The 13,468-nt window shown below is 65.6% G+C and carries 14 protein-coding genes; 8 read left to right on the forward strand and 6 right to left on the reverse strand.

The features are described from left to right. The 5 genes from WBG82_RS02505 to WBG82_RS02525 form a co-directional block, all read left to right on the forward strand. The coding region (locus tag WBG82_RS02505; protein WP_424420961.1) for a DALR domain-containing protein at positions 1-483 on the forward strand (483 nt) is incomplete at its 5' end. A gap of 7 nt (positions 484-490) precedes the next feature. Beyond that, positions 491-946, forward strand: coding sequence for an iron-sulfur cluster assembly scaffold protein (locus tag WBG82_RS02510; protein ID WP_424420964.1), 456 nt, complete (start codon positions 491-493; stop codon positions 944-946). Between the two features lie 334 nt (positions 947-1,280). Then, positions 1,281-1,601 carry a membrane protein insertion efficiency factor YidD gene (yidD, locus tag WBG82_RS02515; protein WP_424420967.1) on the forward strand — a complete coding sequence of 107 codons (321 nt, stop codon included), beginning with the start codon at positions 1,281-1,283 and terminating at the stop codon, positions 1,599-1,601. Then, complete coding sequence (gene thrS / locus WBG82_RS02520; protein WP_424420970.1) at positions 1,598-3,583, forward strand: threonine--tRNA ligase; 1,986 nt, start codon at positions 1,598-1,600, stop codon at positions 3,581-3,583. The genes yidD and thrS overlap by 4 nt, the downstream gene beginning before the upstream one ends. A gap of 97 nt (positions 3,584-3,680) precedes the next feature. Beyond that, positions 3,681-4,343 carry an HAD family hydrolase gene (locus WBG82_RS02525; RefSeq protein WP_424420973.1) on the forward strand — a complete coding sequence of 221 codons (663 nt, stop codon included), beginning with the start codon at positions 3,681-3,683 and terminating at the stop codon, positions 4,341-4,343. Here WBG82_RS02525 and WBG82_RS02530 read toward each other — a convergent pair whose 3' ends face one another. Continuing rightward, entirely contained in the window at positions 4,344-4,628 is a 285-nt protein-coding gene (locus tag WBG82_RS02530; protein ID WP_424420976.1) for a metalloregulator ArsR/SmtB family transcription factor, read from the reverse strand. Positions 4,629-4,762: 134 nt separating this feature from the next. Between WBG82_RS02530 and WBG82_RS02535 the strand changes: the two genes are divergently transcribed. Then, complete coding sequence (locus WBG82_RS02535; RefSeq protein WP_424420979.1) at positions 4,763-6,523, forward strand: hypothetical protein; 1,761 nt, start codon at positions 4,763-4,765, stop codon at positions 6,521-6,523. Positions 6,524-6,525: 2 nt separating this feature from the next. Here the strand turns inward: WBG82_RS02535 and WBG82_RS02540 are convergent, their stop codons facing one another. After that, positions 6,526-7,302: a hypothetical protein gene (locus WBG82_RS02540; RefSeq protein ID WP_424420982.1), complete on the reverse strand. Its 777-nt coding sequence runs from the start codon at positions 7,300-7,302 to the stop codon at positions 6,526-6,528. A gap of 147 nt (positions 7,303-7,449) precedes the next feature. Here WBG82_RS02540 and WBG82_RS02545 point away from each other — a divergent pair, with 147 nt between their 5' ends. Continuing rightward, positions 7,450-8,028, forward strand: coding sequence for a nitroreductase family protein (locus WBG82_RS02545; RefSeq protein WP_424420985.1), 579 nt, complete (start codon positions 7,450-7,452; stop codon positions 8,026-8,028). A 7-nt stretch (positions 8,029-8,035) separates the two neighbouring features. On the opposite strand, the gene WBG82_RS02550 is transcribed toward WBG82_RS02545, so the two are convergent. Then, positions 8,036-8,305: a hypothetical protein gene (locus WBG82_RS02550; RefSeq protein ID WP_424420987.1), complete on the reverse strand. Its 270-nt coding sequence runs from the start codon at positions 8,303-8,305 to the stop codon at positions 8,036-8,038. A 95-nt stretch (positions 8,306-8,400) separates the two neighbouring features. On the opposite strand from WBG82_RS02550, the gene WBG82_RS02555 reads away from it, so the two are divergent. Continuing rightward, on the forward strand, positions 8,401-9,141 hold the full coding sequence (locus tag WBG82_RS02555) for an HAD family hydrolase (protein WP_424420989.1): 741 nt from the start codon (positions 8,401-8,403) through the stop codon (positions 9,139-9,141). A 2-nt stretch (positions 9,142-9,143) separates the two neighbouring features. On the opposite strand, the gene WBG82_RS02560 is transcribed toward WBG82_RS02555, so the two are convergent. The 3 genes from WBG82_RS02560 to WBG82_RS02570 all read right to left on the reverse strand — a co-directional run bounded on the left by WBG82_RS02560 (position 9,144) and on the right by WBG82_RS02570 (position 13,271). Beyond that, a complete protein-coding gene (locus WBG82_RS02560) occupies positions 9,144-9,953 on the reverse strand; it encodes a phytanoyl-CoA dioxygenase family protein (protein ID WP_424420991.1) in 810 nt (269 codons plus the stop codon). A 26-nt stretch (positions 9,954-9,979) separates the two neighbouring features. Further along, positions 9,980-11,413, reverse strand: a complete 1,434-nt coding sequence (locus tag WBG82_RS02565) for a tetratricopeptide repeat protein (RefSeq protein ID WP_424420993.1) — start codon at positions 11,411-11,413, stop codon at positions 9,980-9,982. Positions 11,414-11,531: 118 nt separating this feature from the next. Further along, positions 11,532-13,271, reverse strand: coding sequence for an N-acyl-D-amino-acid deacylase family protein (locus WBG82_RS02570; protein ID WP_424420996.1), 1,740 nt, complete (start codon positions 13,269-13,271; stop codon positions 11,532-11,534). Between the last annotated feature and the right edge of the window lie 197 nt (positions 13,272-13,468).

A 13,468-nucleotide genomic window follows, 5' to 3' on the forward strand; every position in this document is an offset into this window, starting at 1 on the left:
CAGCCGCTCGACTGGACGGCGGACGGGCTCGCCCAGGCGCGGCGCATGCTCGACCGGCTCTATGGCGCCTTGCGCGCGCTTTCCGATGTCGAGGCGGAAGCAGGCGGCGCGGTGCCCGACGCCTTCATGGAGGCGCTCGCCGACGATCTCAACACGCCCAAGGCGCTCGCAGTGCTCTTCGATCTCGCCCGGCAGGCGCATGTGGCGACGGACCTGGCCGAACGGGCGCGACTCAAGGCGGCGCTCCAGAATGCGGGCTATCTCGTCGGCCTTCTGCAAGCCGACCCGGAAAGCTGGTTTGCAGGAGCCGGGGTCACACCCCATATCGATGCGGAAGAGATCGAGGCCCTGATCGCCGCCCGGGCGGCGGCGCGCAAGGGGCGGGATTTCAAGGAAGCCGACCGCATCCGCGACGAACTTGCCGGGCGCGGTATTCTGATCGAGGACGGTCCGCAGGGAACGCTCTGGCGGGTCGCCGGTTGAAAAGAAAATGCTGAACGAGATTTACAACACGCGCATCCTGAAGCTCGCGGCGGACATTCCGCTGTCGGAGCGGCTTGCCGACCCCGACGCGAGCGTGACAGCGGTCTCGAAGCTTTGCGGCTCCAAGGTCACCGTCGATGTGAAGGTCGAGGGCGACCGGGTGGTCGCCTATGGCGCGGATGTGAAGGCATGCGCACTCGGTCAGGCGTCGTCCTCGATCATGGCGCGCCATGTCATCGGCGCGACCGCGGCGGAACTCCACGAGGTTGGGGCCGCCATGCGCCGCATGCTCAAGGAAGGCGGCGAGCCGCCGCGCGAGATCTATGGCGGCAAGTGGCGCGACCTCGAGGTGCTGGAGCCGGTGCGCGACTACAAGGCCCGCCACGCCTCCACGCTGCTCGTCTTCGACGCGGTGGAGGAGGCCGTCGACAAGGCGATGGCGGGCGCTCAGGAAAAGGCGTGACGGCCGTCTCTGGCGTTCGCCGCCGCGGAATGTAATATTCTGTCAACCATACCGGCATAGCCTGTCGGCAGGGACCGGAAGGAGCGGCGCTCCCTCCACATTGGACGCCGAACACACGGAACGCCAAACAAGGACGAAAGCGTGTCTTTGCAACCGGCACAGATCAAGGGCCTGAGGAGTGGGACTGCGGCGCGGCCCGGCACCCCCACTAGCAGCGGCCCGGCCTGAGAAGCCGGGCCCTGAGGCGCGCGTTTGCGTGCCGGCCTTCGCTTCAATTTGCAAACTTCCCGCTATGGCCGGCCCATCGGACGCCGGCTCATTCGTCGGCCCCGGAATGCGATTTGCCCCTTTCTCGCTTGCGATGCGCGGCCTGATCCAGCTCTATCGCTGGTTCATCTCGCCGTTGCTCGGTCCGCGCTGCCGGCACCTGCCGAGCTGCTCCGACTACGCGATGGAGGCAATCGAGCGTCATGGCGCCTGGAAGGGCGGGTGGCTCGCGCTCTCGAGGTTGAGCCGGTGCCATCCATACGGTACGCATGGGTTCGACCCGGTGCCGCAGACCCTCCCCGAGGCGCCATGGTACAGGCCCTGGGCGTTCGGGCGCTGGTCCTGGTCGGCCGAATTGCGCGGGACGGAAGAGAGAAAAACGAGATGATAAAGGTAACGCTGCCCGACGGGTCGGTGCGTGAACTGGCGGAGCCGATGGACGGCCGCGCCTTTGCGGAGAGCATTGCGAAATCGCTGGCCAAGAAGGCGATCGCCCTCAAGGTCGACGGCAAGGTGAAAGACCTCGCCACGATGATCGACCGGGATGCGATCGTCGAGGTGGTGACGCCGACGACGCCGGACGGGCTCGAAATTCTGCGCCATGACTGCGCGCATGTGATGGCCGAAGCCGTGCAGGAGCTTTTCCCCGGCACGCAGGTCACCATCGGGCCGGTGATCGAGAACGGCTTCTTCTACGATTTCGCGAGGGCCGAGCCCTTTCGCGCTGAAGACCTCGAGAAAATCGAGGAGCGGATGCGCGAGATCGTCGACCGCGACGAGAAGATCACGCGCGAGGTCTGGCCGCGCGACGAGGCCATCGCCTATTTCAGGAAGATCGGCGAAGCCTACAAGGCCGAGATCATCGAGGGCATTCCGGCGGGCGAGGACGTCTCCGTCTACCGCCAGGGTAACTGGCTCGATCTCTGCCGCGGGCCGCATCTGCCTTCGACGGGCAAGCTCGGCAAGGCTTTCAAGCTGACGAAGCTCGCCGGCGCCTATTGGCGCGGCGACAGCCGCAACGAGATGCTTCAGCGCATCTATGGCACGGCCTGGGCGACGGAAGCCGACCTCAAGGCCTATATCACCATGGTCGAGGAGGCAGAGCGCCGCGACCATCGCAAGATCGGCCGCGAGATGGATCTCTTCCATCTGCAGGAGGAGGCCCAAGGCTCCGTTTTCTGGCATCCGAAGGGCTGGCGCGTCTGGCAGGCGCTGGAGCAGTATGTGCGCCGTCGCATCGACGCCTCGGGCTATGTCGAGGTTCGCACGCCGCAGCTTCTCGACGCGAAATTCTGGGAACAGTCCGGCCATTGGGGCAAGTATCGGGAAAACATGTTCGTCGTTCCCGACGAAGTTCCGTCGACGGACGATGAGGCGCCGATCGTGTCGGGCAAGGCCAAGCTCATGGCGATCAAGCCCATGAACTGCCCCGCCCATATCCAGATCTTCAAGCAGGGCGTGAAATCCTATCGCGACCTGCCGCTGCGCATGGCGGAGTTCGGCTGCTGCCACCGCAACGAGGCGCATGGCGCGCTGCATGGCCTCATGCGCGTGCGCCAGATGACGCAGGACGACGCGCACATCTTCTGCCGCGAGGACCAGATTCAGAGCGAGACGGAGGCTTTCGTCGCGCTTCTGGAAAGCGTCTATGAGGATATGGGGTTCACGGATCTCAACGTCCGTCTGGCGCTCAGGCCGGAGCAGCGCGTCGGTTCCGACGAGACGTGGGACAGGGCGGAGCGGGCGCTTGCCGATGCGCTCGACGCGCTCGGCCGCAAATATACGCTTGCGCCGGGCGAGGGCGCCTTCTACGGCCCCAAGCTCGAATTCCATCTGAAGGATGCGATCGGCCGGTCCTGGCAGCTCGGTACGCTGCAGCTCGATTTCAACCTGCCGGAACGGCTCGATGCGTCCTATATCGGTGAGGACAGCGCCAAGCACCGCCCGGTGATGCTGCATCGCGCGATCCTCGGCTCGCTCGAGCGCTTCATCGGCATTCTGATCGAGCATTACGAGGGCAAGTTTCCGCTCTGGCTCGCGCCGGTGCAGGTCGTGGTCGCCACCATCACCTCGGAAGCCGATGGCTATGCCGAGGATGTCGCGCAGGCGCTTCGCGATGCGGGGCTCAGGGTCGAACTCGATCTCCGGAACGAGAAGATCAATTACAAGGTCCGCGAGCATTCCGTCGGCAAGGTTCCGGTGATCCTCGTCGCGGGCAAGCGTGAAGCGGAGGAGCGCACGGTCTCCGTCCGCCGTCTCGGCTCTACCGACCAGAAGGTGCAGGCGCTTGACGAGGCGATCCGGGCGCTCGCCGCCGAGGCAACGCCGCCGGATCAGCGGCCTGCGGCGCTCAGAGCCGCAGCGGAATGATGAGAGTGCCGAGTAATACAAATGCCGAGTAATACAAATGAAGGGGGAAGCGCGGAGCTTCCCCTTTGTCTTTTTTGAGCGGAGTGGTGTTCGCGTGATGTCGTTTCCCAATCCTGTCGAGGCCGTCATCTTCGATATGGACGGGTTGCTGCTCGATACCGAGCGCATCTACAGGGTCGTCCTGCAAAGGGCCTGCGCCGCGCTTGGCTATGAGATGACGGATGGTCTTTTCCACTCGCTCATCGGCGTTCCGGGGCCGGCGGGCTACGCGATCATCCGCTCGCATTTCGGCGAGGGATTTCCGCTCGACGGCTACAAGCTGCGCATCGCCGAAATCGCCGAGGAATTGCTGGCGGCAGGCATTCCGCTGAAGGCGGGCGCGGGCGAACTGCTTCGCGATCTCGGCGCGCGCGGCGTTCCCATCGCGCTTGCGACCTCGTCGGCGCGCGCGGTTGCCGAGCGGCATCTGAGCCGCGCGGGCATTCGCGATCATTTCGAGATCGTCTTTACCGGCGACGATGTGACGAACGGCAAGCCGCATCCCGAAATCTTCATGAAGGCGGCGGGCGCGCTGGCGATGAAGCCGGGACGATGCCTCGTGCTCGAGGATTCGCACAACGGCATCCGCGCGGCACATGCCGCGGGCACGATGCCCGTCATGGTGCCGGACATCGTCGCGCCGACAGCTGACATACGCGCGAAATGTGTCGCCGTCGTCGCCGATCTGCACGAGGCGCGGCGCCTGCTCGAAGGGCGCTGATCAGGCCGAGCGCGCGCCGAGCTTCGGACCCCGAAGGCGTCGAACGCGCTGCAGCCAGGCATCGACCTCCGCCAGCCCCTCCGCATCGAGCGTGTAGATGCGCCGCTGCGCATCGACGCGCACACGGACGAGACGCGCCGCCTTCAGCGTCCTCAGATGCTGGGAGATGGCGGGCGGCGTCATGGAGAAGCGGCGCGAGATTTCTCCTGCCGACAATTCGCCTTCGCTCAGCATCTCGACGATCTGCCGGCGGGTGGGATCGGAAAGGGCAGCAAGGGCTTTCATGGCGGATATATTGTAAACAACACTTAATTAAGTAAACACGCAAATGAAGCGCGTCCGCTTTCGTGCCGGACTTGCCACAGGCGGTTATGGTTAAGTTTCGGTAATCGGATGGGATTCTGGGGGCGCGACGGGACATGAAGGGAAGGGGGCTTGCCGCCATTTTGCTGGCGCTGCTGGCGGGGCTGTGCGCGGCGCGGGCGGAAGGCGATGTGCCGCCCGATCAGGTGGCGCCCGTCACCAAGGCGCCCATCACCATGTCACCCGTGGTGAGCGCTGGCGAGGCGATGAGCGCCTCCGCCGTGCCCGCACCGCCGGCTCTCCAATGGCGGATCACCAGGCCCGAATGGAGCACGAGCGACGAGCGCGCCTTTGGCGACTTCGTGAGAGCCATCGGCAGGAGCGATTGCCGCACGGTGGCGGAATGTCTTTCGGGGCCCGCCAATATCTACCGCAACAGCGATCCGGCGGGCCTGAGCTTCTTTGCCGACTGCGCAGACCTGCCCTACATGCTGCGCGCCTATTTCGCCTGGAAGAACGGCTTGCCCTTCTCCTATGCGAGCGCGGTCGCGGCGAATGGCAACTCGACGGACCTGCGCTATTCGGCGCGAGGCAATCATGTCGTCCTGCGCACCGATGTGACGACGCCCGCGCCGAGCGCATTTCCCAATGCGCGGATCGTCTTCCTCAATCTCATCAATTCGATTTCGACGGCCATGTACCGCGTGCCGCCGGGCGAGAGGCAAGGCGCGCTCGCCGATTTCTACCCGGTGCGGATCGCGCCCGGCTCAATTCGTCCTGGTACGGTCATTTATGATCCAAACGGCCATGCCGCGACCGTTTACGATGTGGACGATGAAGGCCGCATCCGCTTCATCGACAGCCATCCCGACAATTCAGTTTCGCGCGGAGATTATGGCCATCGCTTCGTTCGTGCCTCGCCGCCCATGGGCGCGGGCTTCAAGAACTGGCGGCCGCTCGTTCTTCTCGGGGCAACGCAGGCGCCGGATGGCAGCTATGTCGGCGGCGTCATCCAGCCGCGCGCCGACAGTGAGCTGGCCGACTGGTCCGACGAGCAGTTCTTCGGCAATGCGGAGCCGAAGCCTGCCGAGTGGCGCAAGGCACGCTTCGTCCACAAGGGCGAGACGGTCGACTATTACGACTATGTGCGCCGCGCCGTCGCGGGACACGACATCGTCTACGATCCCATCGTCGAGACGCGGAGCCTGCTGAAGGGCCTTTGCGACGATCTGCATTATCGCGTCATGGCTGTCGATATCGCCGTGAAGGCGGGCATCAACAGGCAGCCGCAGCCCGGCCGCCTGCCGGACAATATCTATGGCACCTCGGGCGACTGGGAGACTTACTCGACGCCGTCGCGCGATGCGCGCCTCAAGACCTCGTTTCTGGAATTGAAGGACCAGGTCGCGAAGTTTCTGGAGATGGCGCGGCAAGGCTCGAAGAACCTTGCCTATTCGGGCAGCGATCTTGCGGGCGATCTCGCCGCGACCTATCGCGAGGCGGCGGCGGCCTGCCCGGTGAGCTATCAGGCAAGCGACGGCTCGATGCGGACACTGAGCTTCGAGGACGCGCGCCAGCGTCTCTTCGCCTTCTCCTTCGATCCCTATCATTGCCCCGAGCGGCGCTGGGGCGCGTCGTCTGGCGCGGAGCTTGCGACATGCCGTGACGATCGGACGAAGACGGCCTGGTATGCGGCGCAGCAGCGGCTCCGCAATCAGATCGAGCGCACCTATGATGCGAAGATGGGTTTCAGCCTCGCGGAGCTTGAAGCGGGTGCGCCGGGAAGTGGGCGGGACGCGCCGCCCGATATCGACACGCTGGCGCTGATCGGCAGGAGCGTGAACGCGAAGGCGGCCGAGGCGGCGCCTTTGCGGTGAGGTCAGAAGCGGTGCCAGAGGCCGAATTTCAATGCGCGCTCGCGCACGATATTGCGGCCGGCCACTGTCTGCATGAAGCCGACTTCGACGGCGAGCGGCTTCGCCACGTCCTGAACGATCGACGCGCCGATCTTTGCGGCGCTCGGGCTTGCGATGGCGGAATGGCTGCGCCCGACTGAGGCGAAGTTCTCGCTCTTCACCAGCAGCATCGTGCCGTCGCGCGGCTTGAGGCCGAGTGTGACATCCGACTTGAGCTGGGCCGGGCGCCCGGCGGGGCGGTGGCGGTAGCCGATCAGCGTGTCGGTGAAGCCCTCGATGCCGAAAATGTTGAAGCTCCGCCCCGCGATCACGTCGAGTTCCTGATCCACGTCGCCGCGCCGCGAGGCGAAGGGATCATCGCCCGCGCTCGCACCGTGAACCGCGATCACCGGCTGAAGGGCAAAGCGCGTGCCGCGCCATTCGCCAAGCGAGATGCGAAGGCCCGCCTCGGCCCGCGAGAAGCCCTGCTGGCGAAAGCTGATGCCGTAATAGTCGGTTTCATCGCGCAGCCAGGCGAAAGTGCCGACAAGGGTGAGGCTCTCCGTGAGGCCATATTCGACATAAGGCGCGACCTCGTTCTTGCTGTATGAGCTGCGCGGTGCGACCTTTCCCGACGAGTTGAAACCGTCCGTCGCTTTCGAGATGGTGATGGGAATGATGACCAGCGTTTCGCCTTTCGGAAGCGGCCAGGCGCCCGCGCAGGCCGGGTCCGATGACGCCGTTCCCGCCAGTGCCAGCATTGTTGCCGCAAAAAGAATCCGCCCCGTCCGTGAAATCTCCACGGATGCCCCCTCGATTGCCCCGGGGCGATGGTGAGGGGCGGCCTTGCTTCTGTAAAGAGCAATGGCCTAGTTTGCGATGCCTTTCATCTCGTGAGGTTCAGCGCATTGTCCCGTTCCCAGGAAACCATCGATCTTCTTCTCACGCGCCGCTCGGTGAAGCCCATGAACATGGCCGAGCCGGGGCCGACGCCGGATGAGGTGGAGACCATTCTCCGCGCCGGCGCGCGCGTGCCCGATCACGGCAAACTGGCGCCCTGGCGTTTCATCCTGTTCAGGGGCGATGCGCGGCGCGCTTTCGGCGAGGTGCTGAGGGAGAGGTACCGCGCCGTCGAGCCGCGCGCGGGCGACGACCTGCTTGCGATCGAAGCGGGGCGGTTCCTTCGCGCGCCGCTCGTCGTTGCCGTCGTTTCGCGCATCGTGCCGAGCCGCAAGGCACCCGAATGGGAACAGCGCCTCTCCGCCGGCGCCTCGTGCCAGAACATGCTGGTGGCTGCGACCGCGCTCGGCTATGCCTGCGCCTGGATCACGGAATGGTACGCCTATGACGAGGAGATCGCCCGTGCTCTCGGCCTTGGCGAGAGTGAGCGCGTGGCGGGATTTCTCTATTTCGGCAGCACCAGCCTGCCGAAGGATGAGCGCGAGCGGCCCGTGCTTGCCGAGATCACCACGGAGTGGAAGGGCTGAAGCCCGGTCAGCGGGCGCGGATATCGCCGTCCTGGCGCATGGCGGTCAGGCGGCCCTGATGGAGCGCGATCGTTTGCGCGTGGTCGCGCTTCGCGCCGGCCTGTTGCACGGTGCCGAATATGTGATGCCGATGGTCATAGACATAGGCGACAATGACCAGAAGTAGCAGCGCGCCGGTCGAGACGCCCGCGCCGTGACTCTGGAGATAGGTGAGCGCGGTGATCGCCGCACTCGCCAGAACAAGTATCAGCGCCAGACCGATCTTGAATGCGCGCATTTCCGGAGTCCCCCGCTTCGAGCTTTCATGTTTGAATCGGCCGCATCCGGCACGAGTATATCCCGCAATCGCCGCAAAGCGGAAATGTGAGTTTCATGGGCAGTCAGGGTTCGGAGCATCGGGCGCGGCAGCGCATCAGGGGCGTCCTTTTCGACAAGGACGGCACGCTTTTCGAGTATCACGGAACCTGGGTGCCGATCATTTTCGAGGCGGCGGCGATGGCCGCCGAGGGCGATGCCGCGCTCGTCGCGCGGCTCGTCGATGCGGCGGGCTATGACGAGGCGCGGCGGCAGATCAGGGCCGGAAGCCTCTTTGCCGGCGGCGACACGATCGAGCTTGCGGACAGGTGGCGCCAGCTCGGCGTTCGCCGCGAGCAGACCGATCTCGTGACCTCGCTCGATGCGCTTTTCGCGCGGCTTGCGCCCGCCATGTCGGTGCCGGTGACCGACCTTCCGGCGCTGTTCTCGACGCTGACGGGCCGCGGTCTCAAGCTCGGCCTCGCAACCAATGATGTCGAGGCTTCGGCGCGGGCGCTCATGGCGCGCTTCGCGCTCGAGCCGTTCCTGTCATTTCAGGCGGGCTATGACAGCGGCCATGGCGCGAAGCCCGGACCGGGCATGACGCTTGCCTTCTGCGAACGGGTCGGCCTCGCGCCCGGCAGCGTGGCCGTCGTCGGCGACAACAGGCACGATCTCGACATGGGCCGCGCGGCGGGAGCGGGGCTCCTCGTCGGCGTCCTCACGGGCACGAGCGCCCATGCCGATCTTGCGCCGCTCGCCGATGCGGTGATCGAGAGCGTCGCGGATCTGCCGTCGCTGCTCGACACCTGCTTTTAGGTCTAGGCAAGATCCCAGATCGACTTGAAGTCGCGCGTCTCGTCGAGAAGGCGCTGCGCGGGCGTCTTCTTGTCGATATGCCCGATGAGATTGCGATAGGTGCCGAAGCCGCAAAGCTCCTGCAGGCGCGGCTCGAAGCGGCGGACGATTTCGAGCGGGATGCCGAGCTGCTGGTTTTCCTGCTGGCGGATATAGCCCGCGCAGTAATTCATTGCGATGCCGACGCGGCGCGCGCCGGACTTGTTCGCGCCACCGCCATGCCAGAGGCTTCCATGCCAGATGAGAACCGAGCCTTTCGGCATTTCGGCCGGAATGCTGTCATAGTGCTGGCCGTAATTGGGTGAGGCATCCGCTTTGTGCGTACCCGGAATGATCCGCGTCGCGCCGTTCTCCTCGGTGAAGTCGGTAAGCGCCCACATGGAATTGCAGACAAATGCCGCATGGGGCTTTGCGACCGGCATCACCTGATCGTCGGCATGGATGGGCTGGGCAATCTCGCCCGGGTCGATGGAGATCGAGGAGAGCGACGAGACCAGGCAGCCGGGGTCGAGCACGCCCTCGACGACGGGCAGCACATTGGGGTGCACGGGGATACGCTGGAATATCTCGCCAAGCGCGAGAAGATTGTAGATGCGGACCGTGTGGTGGCCTTCAAAGCCGTTGCGCGCGGGCACGATGCCGAGATCCTTCTCGAGCCGCAGCAGCGTCTCGTTCAGCGCGTCGACGAGATCGGGCTCGATGGCATTTTCGACGATGGTGAAGCCGCGCTCTTCGACTTCCGCCAGATGGGTTTCGAGGCTTTTCTTGTTCATTGGGTATTCTCCCCGTAACGGCCGTTCTAGCGCCAACTCGTCGGTTTGACGTCGAAGGCGAGGCTGATGCGTTGCTCATTGCCCGAGAAGGGCAGCGTGCGGTGAAAGACGTAGGACGGAAAGAAGAAGGCATCACCCTCGCGCGGCTCATAGGTGAGCGTCTGCGGCTCGAAGCTCGCGTCGAAATCGGGCGGCGGATGGCCGAACTCGATCCAGCCATCGCGCGAGGCGTCGCCATCGCCCATGGTCGGCGGCAGCGCCACGTAATAGACACCGCTCATCCAGCCGCCGACATGGATATGCGCGTGCTGATGGCCGCCTTCCGAAAGAAGCGTGCCCCAGAGATCGAGCTGATATGTCTTCGGCACGAAGCCGAGGAAGGGATGGTTCTTCTCGCGCTTGATCGCGTCGAAATGCGCGTCGATGGCGCGGCGCAGCGTCTGCTCGAAGGCAAGGAAGGGCTCGCGCGGATTGTCGAGGAGAAGTCCCGTCTGCCCGCCCTTGCGCGTCGCCTTGCCGGGCGGCTCCCACACCGTCGTCGTGTCGGCGCGCAGCGCTTCGGCGAGCGCCTTGTTGAATTCGGCGATGGACGAATAGCCGGCAGGCGGCGTCAGGGTCACGCGGCTGATGAGTCGCGCGAGCTCCGCGCGGAACCCGGCCGGCATCTGCCCCAGCTCCTGCGCGCGCGCATAGGGAAACCAGGCGGCGGCGCGCCGCTCCGGCCCGAAGCGCGTGAGCGCGCGGTCGAAGATCTCTGCCGCCTCGCGCGCATCGCCGCGCCTCAGCTTGGCGAGGCCAAGGCTCACATAGCTGAGCGCATCCTTGGGATCGAGGATCGACGCGCGTTCATAGGCGGCCTCGGCGGCGGCGAGGTCGCCGCGCTTCTGCTCGGCATTGCCGAGATTGCCATAGGCGGCGGCGAGCTTCGGGTCGATCTCGATGGCGTGCCGGAAGAGATCGGCCGCCTCGTCGGCGCGCTCCTGGCGCAGCACGACCATGCCGAGCAGCATGACGGCCGTGGCGTTGCGCGGCTCGAGTTCGACAGCGCGGCGGAATGCCGTCTCGGCTTCCGCGAAGTGGCCGGCGCGCTGGGCGACCTGGCCGAGCGTCAGATGGAAAAGCGGAATTTGCGGAAAGGATGCGGCAGCGGCCGCGTAATGCGCCTCGGCTTCCGCCCAGCGGTTCTGCTGCTGGAGGATGCGGCCGTAATTCGTCCAGGGGATCGGCGAGTGGGGCGCGAGGTCGAGCGCGCGGCGCAGCGCGACTTCCGCCTCGGCGAAGCCGCCGCGCTCAATGAGCACGGCCGCGAGCATGGACAGCGTTTCGGCATCGTCGGGAGAAATGGCGAGGAGCGCGCGGCATTCGGCCTCGGCCTCACCCTTCTTTCCCGATTGGATCAGGCCGAGGATCTTCTGGCGCCGTTCGATGATTTCGGCCGGCAATAACGTCTGGTCGCTCACTTTCACACCCATGCTTGTGCGGGGCCCAAGCTGCACGGGGGAAAGCGTTGCGTCAATAAGCGCCGGGCGGGTGGATGCGGGGAGGGAGCCCGCATCCTCAATCTTGCCCCGAGCCCGCTTACTCGGCGGCCGAGCGGGCGGCGGGGGCGCGCTGGAGCCCGCGAACGAGCTTGCCGGGGAGCGCGCCCGTCGCTTCGCCATTCTCGAAGGTGACGGTGCCGCTGACGATGGTGGCGCGATAGCCCTCCGAGCGCTGGATCATGCGCCGTCCTTCCGCCGGCAGGTCGAAGACCATTTCCGGCGCGAGAATGCGAAGCCGCTCGAAGTCGATCACGTTGACATCGGCCTTCATGCCCGGCGCGATGACGCCGCGATCGTTGAGGCCATAGAGGCGCGCCGTGTCATGCGTCTGCATGCGCACCACCTGCTCGAGCGGCAGGCGGGGGCCGCGCGCGCGGTCGCGCACCCAGTGCGTCAGCATATAGGTCGGGAAGCTCGCATCGCAGATGACGCCGCAATGCGCGCCGCCATCCGAAAGGCTGAGGATCGTTGCCGGGTGCTGAAGCATCTCGTGGATGTGGTCGAAGTTGAAGCGCGCATAGTTGAGGAGCGGCAGGTAGATGTAGCCGCGCCCGTCCTTCTCCATCAGCATGTCATAGACGATCTCGGCCGGATTGCGGCTGGTGCGCGCGGCGAGCGCGGCGACGCTCGCATCGGCGGCGGGTTCGTAGTCGAGATTGTCGTCATTTTCGAGACGGAACATGCGGTCGAAGCCCTGCGTCATGATCATGCCGAGCGTGCCCATGGGTTTCGGCTTGTCGGCGAGGATGCGCGCGCGGATTTCCGGGTCCCTTAGCTTCGCCAGCCGCTCCGCGAAGGGCAGGCGCGCGATCTCGTCATAGGTGGCGCGGCCGACAAAGGGATGGATCGTGCTCTGCCAGCCGAGCACCATGCCGGTCGGGCGGCAGGCGATCTGCGCGGTGATGTTCGCGCCCTGGCGGCGCGCTTCATCGGTGAGATGGAGCATGGAGCGCCACTTGTCGGCATCGACCGGCGATTGCAGCAGCGCATAGGTGACGGGAAGGCCGGTCTCGGCGGAGAGCGCCTTCATCCAGTGGAATTCCTCTTCCGCCGGGGTCATGTCGGAAGCGATCTCGAAGACGCCATGCCCGGCCTCGCCCAGCGCGCGGCCGATGCCCATCAGCTCCGCCTCGTTGGCGAATGTGCCCGGCACGGGTTCGCCGTCCTTGGAGAGATGGAGCATGGTGCGCGATGTCGAAAAGCCGAGCGCGCCCGCCTCTATGCCTTCGCGCACGATCCGCGCCATCTCCTCGATGTCCTCGCGCGTCGCCGGTTCGTTGCGCGCGCCGCGCTCGCCCATCACATAGGCTCGGACGGAGCCATGCGGCACCTGCGTGGCGACGTCGAGCACGCGCGACTGCCTTTCCAGACTGTCGAGATATTCGGGAAAGGTTTCCCAGTTCCACTTGATGCCTTCGGCAAGCGCCGAGCCCGGAATGTCCTCGACGCCTTCCATCAGCGTGATGAGCCAGTCATGGCGGTCGGGGCGGGCGGGCGCGAAGCCCACGCCGCAATTGCCCATGACGACCGTCGTCACGCCATGCCAGCAGGAAGGCGAGAGATACTCGTCCCAGGTGACCTGGCCGTCATAATGGGTGTGGATGTCGACGAAGCCGGGGGTGACGAGGAGCCCCTTCGCGTCGATCTCGCGCCTTGCCTCTCCCTTGACCTCGCCGACCTCGGTGATGAGGCCATTGTCGATCGCCACATCGGCGATGCGGGCAGGCGCGCCGGTGCCGTCGACGAGCGTACCGCCGCGAATGATGAGATCGTGCATTCTGTCCTCCCCTGAGATGGCACTTGAGAACCACTATAGGGACGAGCCGCAGAGCACGCCAAGGAAAATATACCGTGGTCTAGTTTTCTGCCCGGGCGGCGCTCGGGGGCCCGGCCTCGGCCGGTGCGGCATGCCCGTTGGCCCCGGCACGCGGCCGGCGAGGCTTGGCGGATTTTGGCTTCGCGGCGGATTTCGGC

This window comes from Parvibaculum sp., from assembly GCF_049671045.1.
Lineage (GTDB): Bacteria > Pseudomonadota > Alphaproteobacteria > Parvibaculales > Parvibaculaceae > Parvibaculum.

What these genes read in the sequence shown, in the direction of transcription:
- WBG82_RS02510 (WP_424420964.1), top strand. Translation starts at nt 491, where the DNA reads ATGCTGAACGAGATTTACAACACGCGCATCCTGAAGCTCGCGGCGGAC.
- yidD (WP_424420967.1), top strand. Translation starts at nt 1,281, where the DNA reads ATGCGATTTGCCCCTTTCTCGCTTGCGATGCGCGGCCTGATCCAGCTC.
- thrS (WP_424420970.1), top strand. Translation starts at nt 1,598, where the DNA reads ATGATAAAGGTAACGCTGCCCGACGGGTCGGTGCGTGAACTGGCGGAG.
- WBG82_RS02525 (WP_424420973.1), top strand. Translation starts at nt 3,681, where the DNA reads ATGTCGTTTCCCAATCCTGTCGAGGCCGTCATCTTCGATATGGACGGG.
- WBG82_RS02530 (WP_424420976.1), bottom strand. Translation starts at nt 4,628, where the DNA reads ATGAAAGCCCTTGCTGCCCTTTCCGATCCCACCCGCCGGCAGATCGTC.
- WBG82_RS02535 (WP_424420979.1), top strand. Translation starts at nt 4,763, where the DNA reads ATGAAGGGAAGGGGGCTTGCCGCCATTTTGCTGGCGCTGCTGGCGGGG.
- WBG82_RS02540 (WP_424420982.1), bottom strand. Translation starts at nt 7,302, where the DNA reads ATGCTGGCACTGGCGGGAACGGCGTCATCGGACCCGGCCTGCGCGGGC.
- WBG82_RS02550 (WP_424420987.1), bottom strand. Translation starts at nt 8,305, where the DNA reads ATGCGCGCATTCAAGATCGGTCTGGCGCTGATACTTGTTCTGGCGAGT.
- WBG82_RS02555 (WP_424420989.1), top strand. Translation starts at nt 8,401, where the DNA reads ATGGGCAGTCAGGGTTCGGAGCATCGGGCGCGGCAGCGCATCAGGGGC.
- WBG82_RS02560 (WP_424420991.1), bottom strand. Translation starts at nt 9,953, where the DNA reads ATGAACAAGAAAAGCCTCGAAACCCATCTGGCGGAAGTCGAAGAGCGC.
- WBG82_RS02570 (WP_424420996.1), bottom strand. Translation starts at nt 13,271, where the DNA reads ATGCACGATCTCATCATTCGCGGCGGTACGCTCGTCGACGGCACCGGC.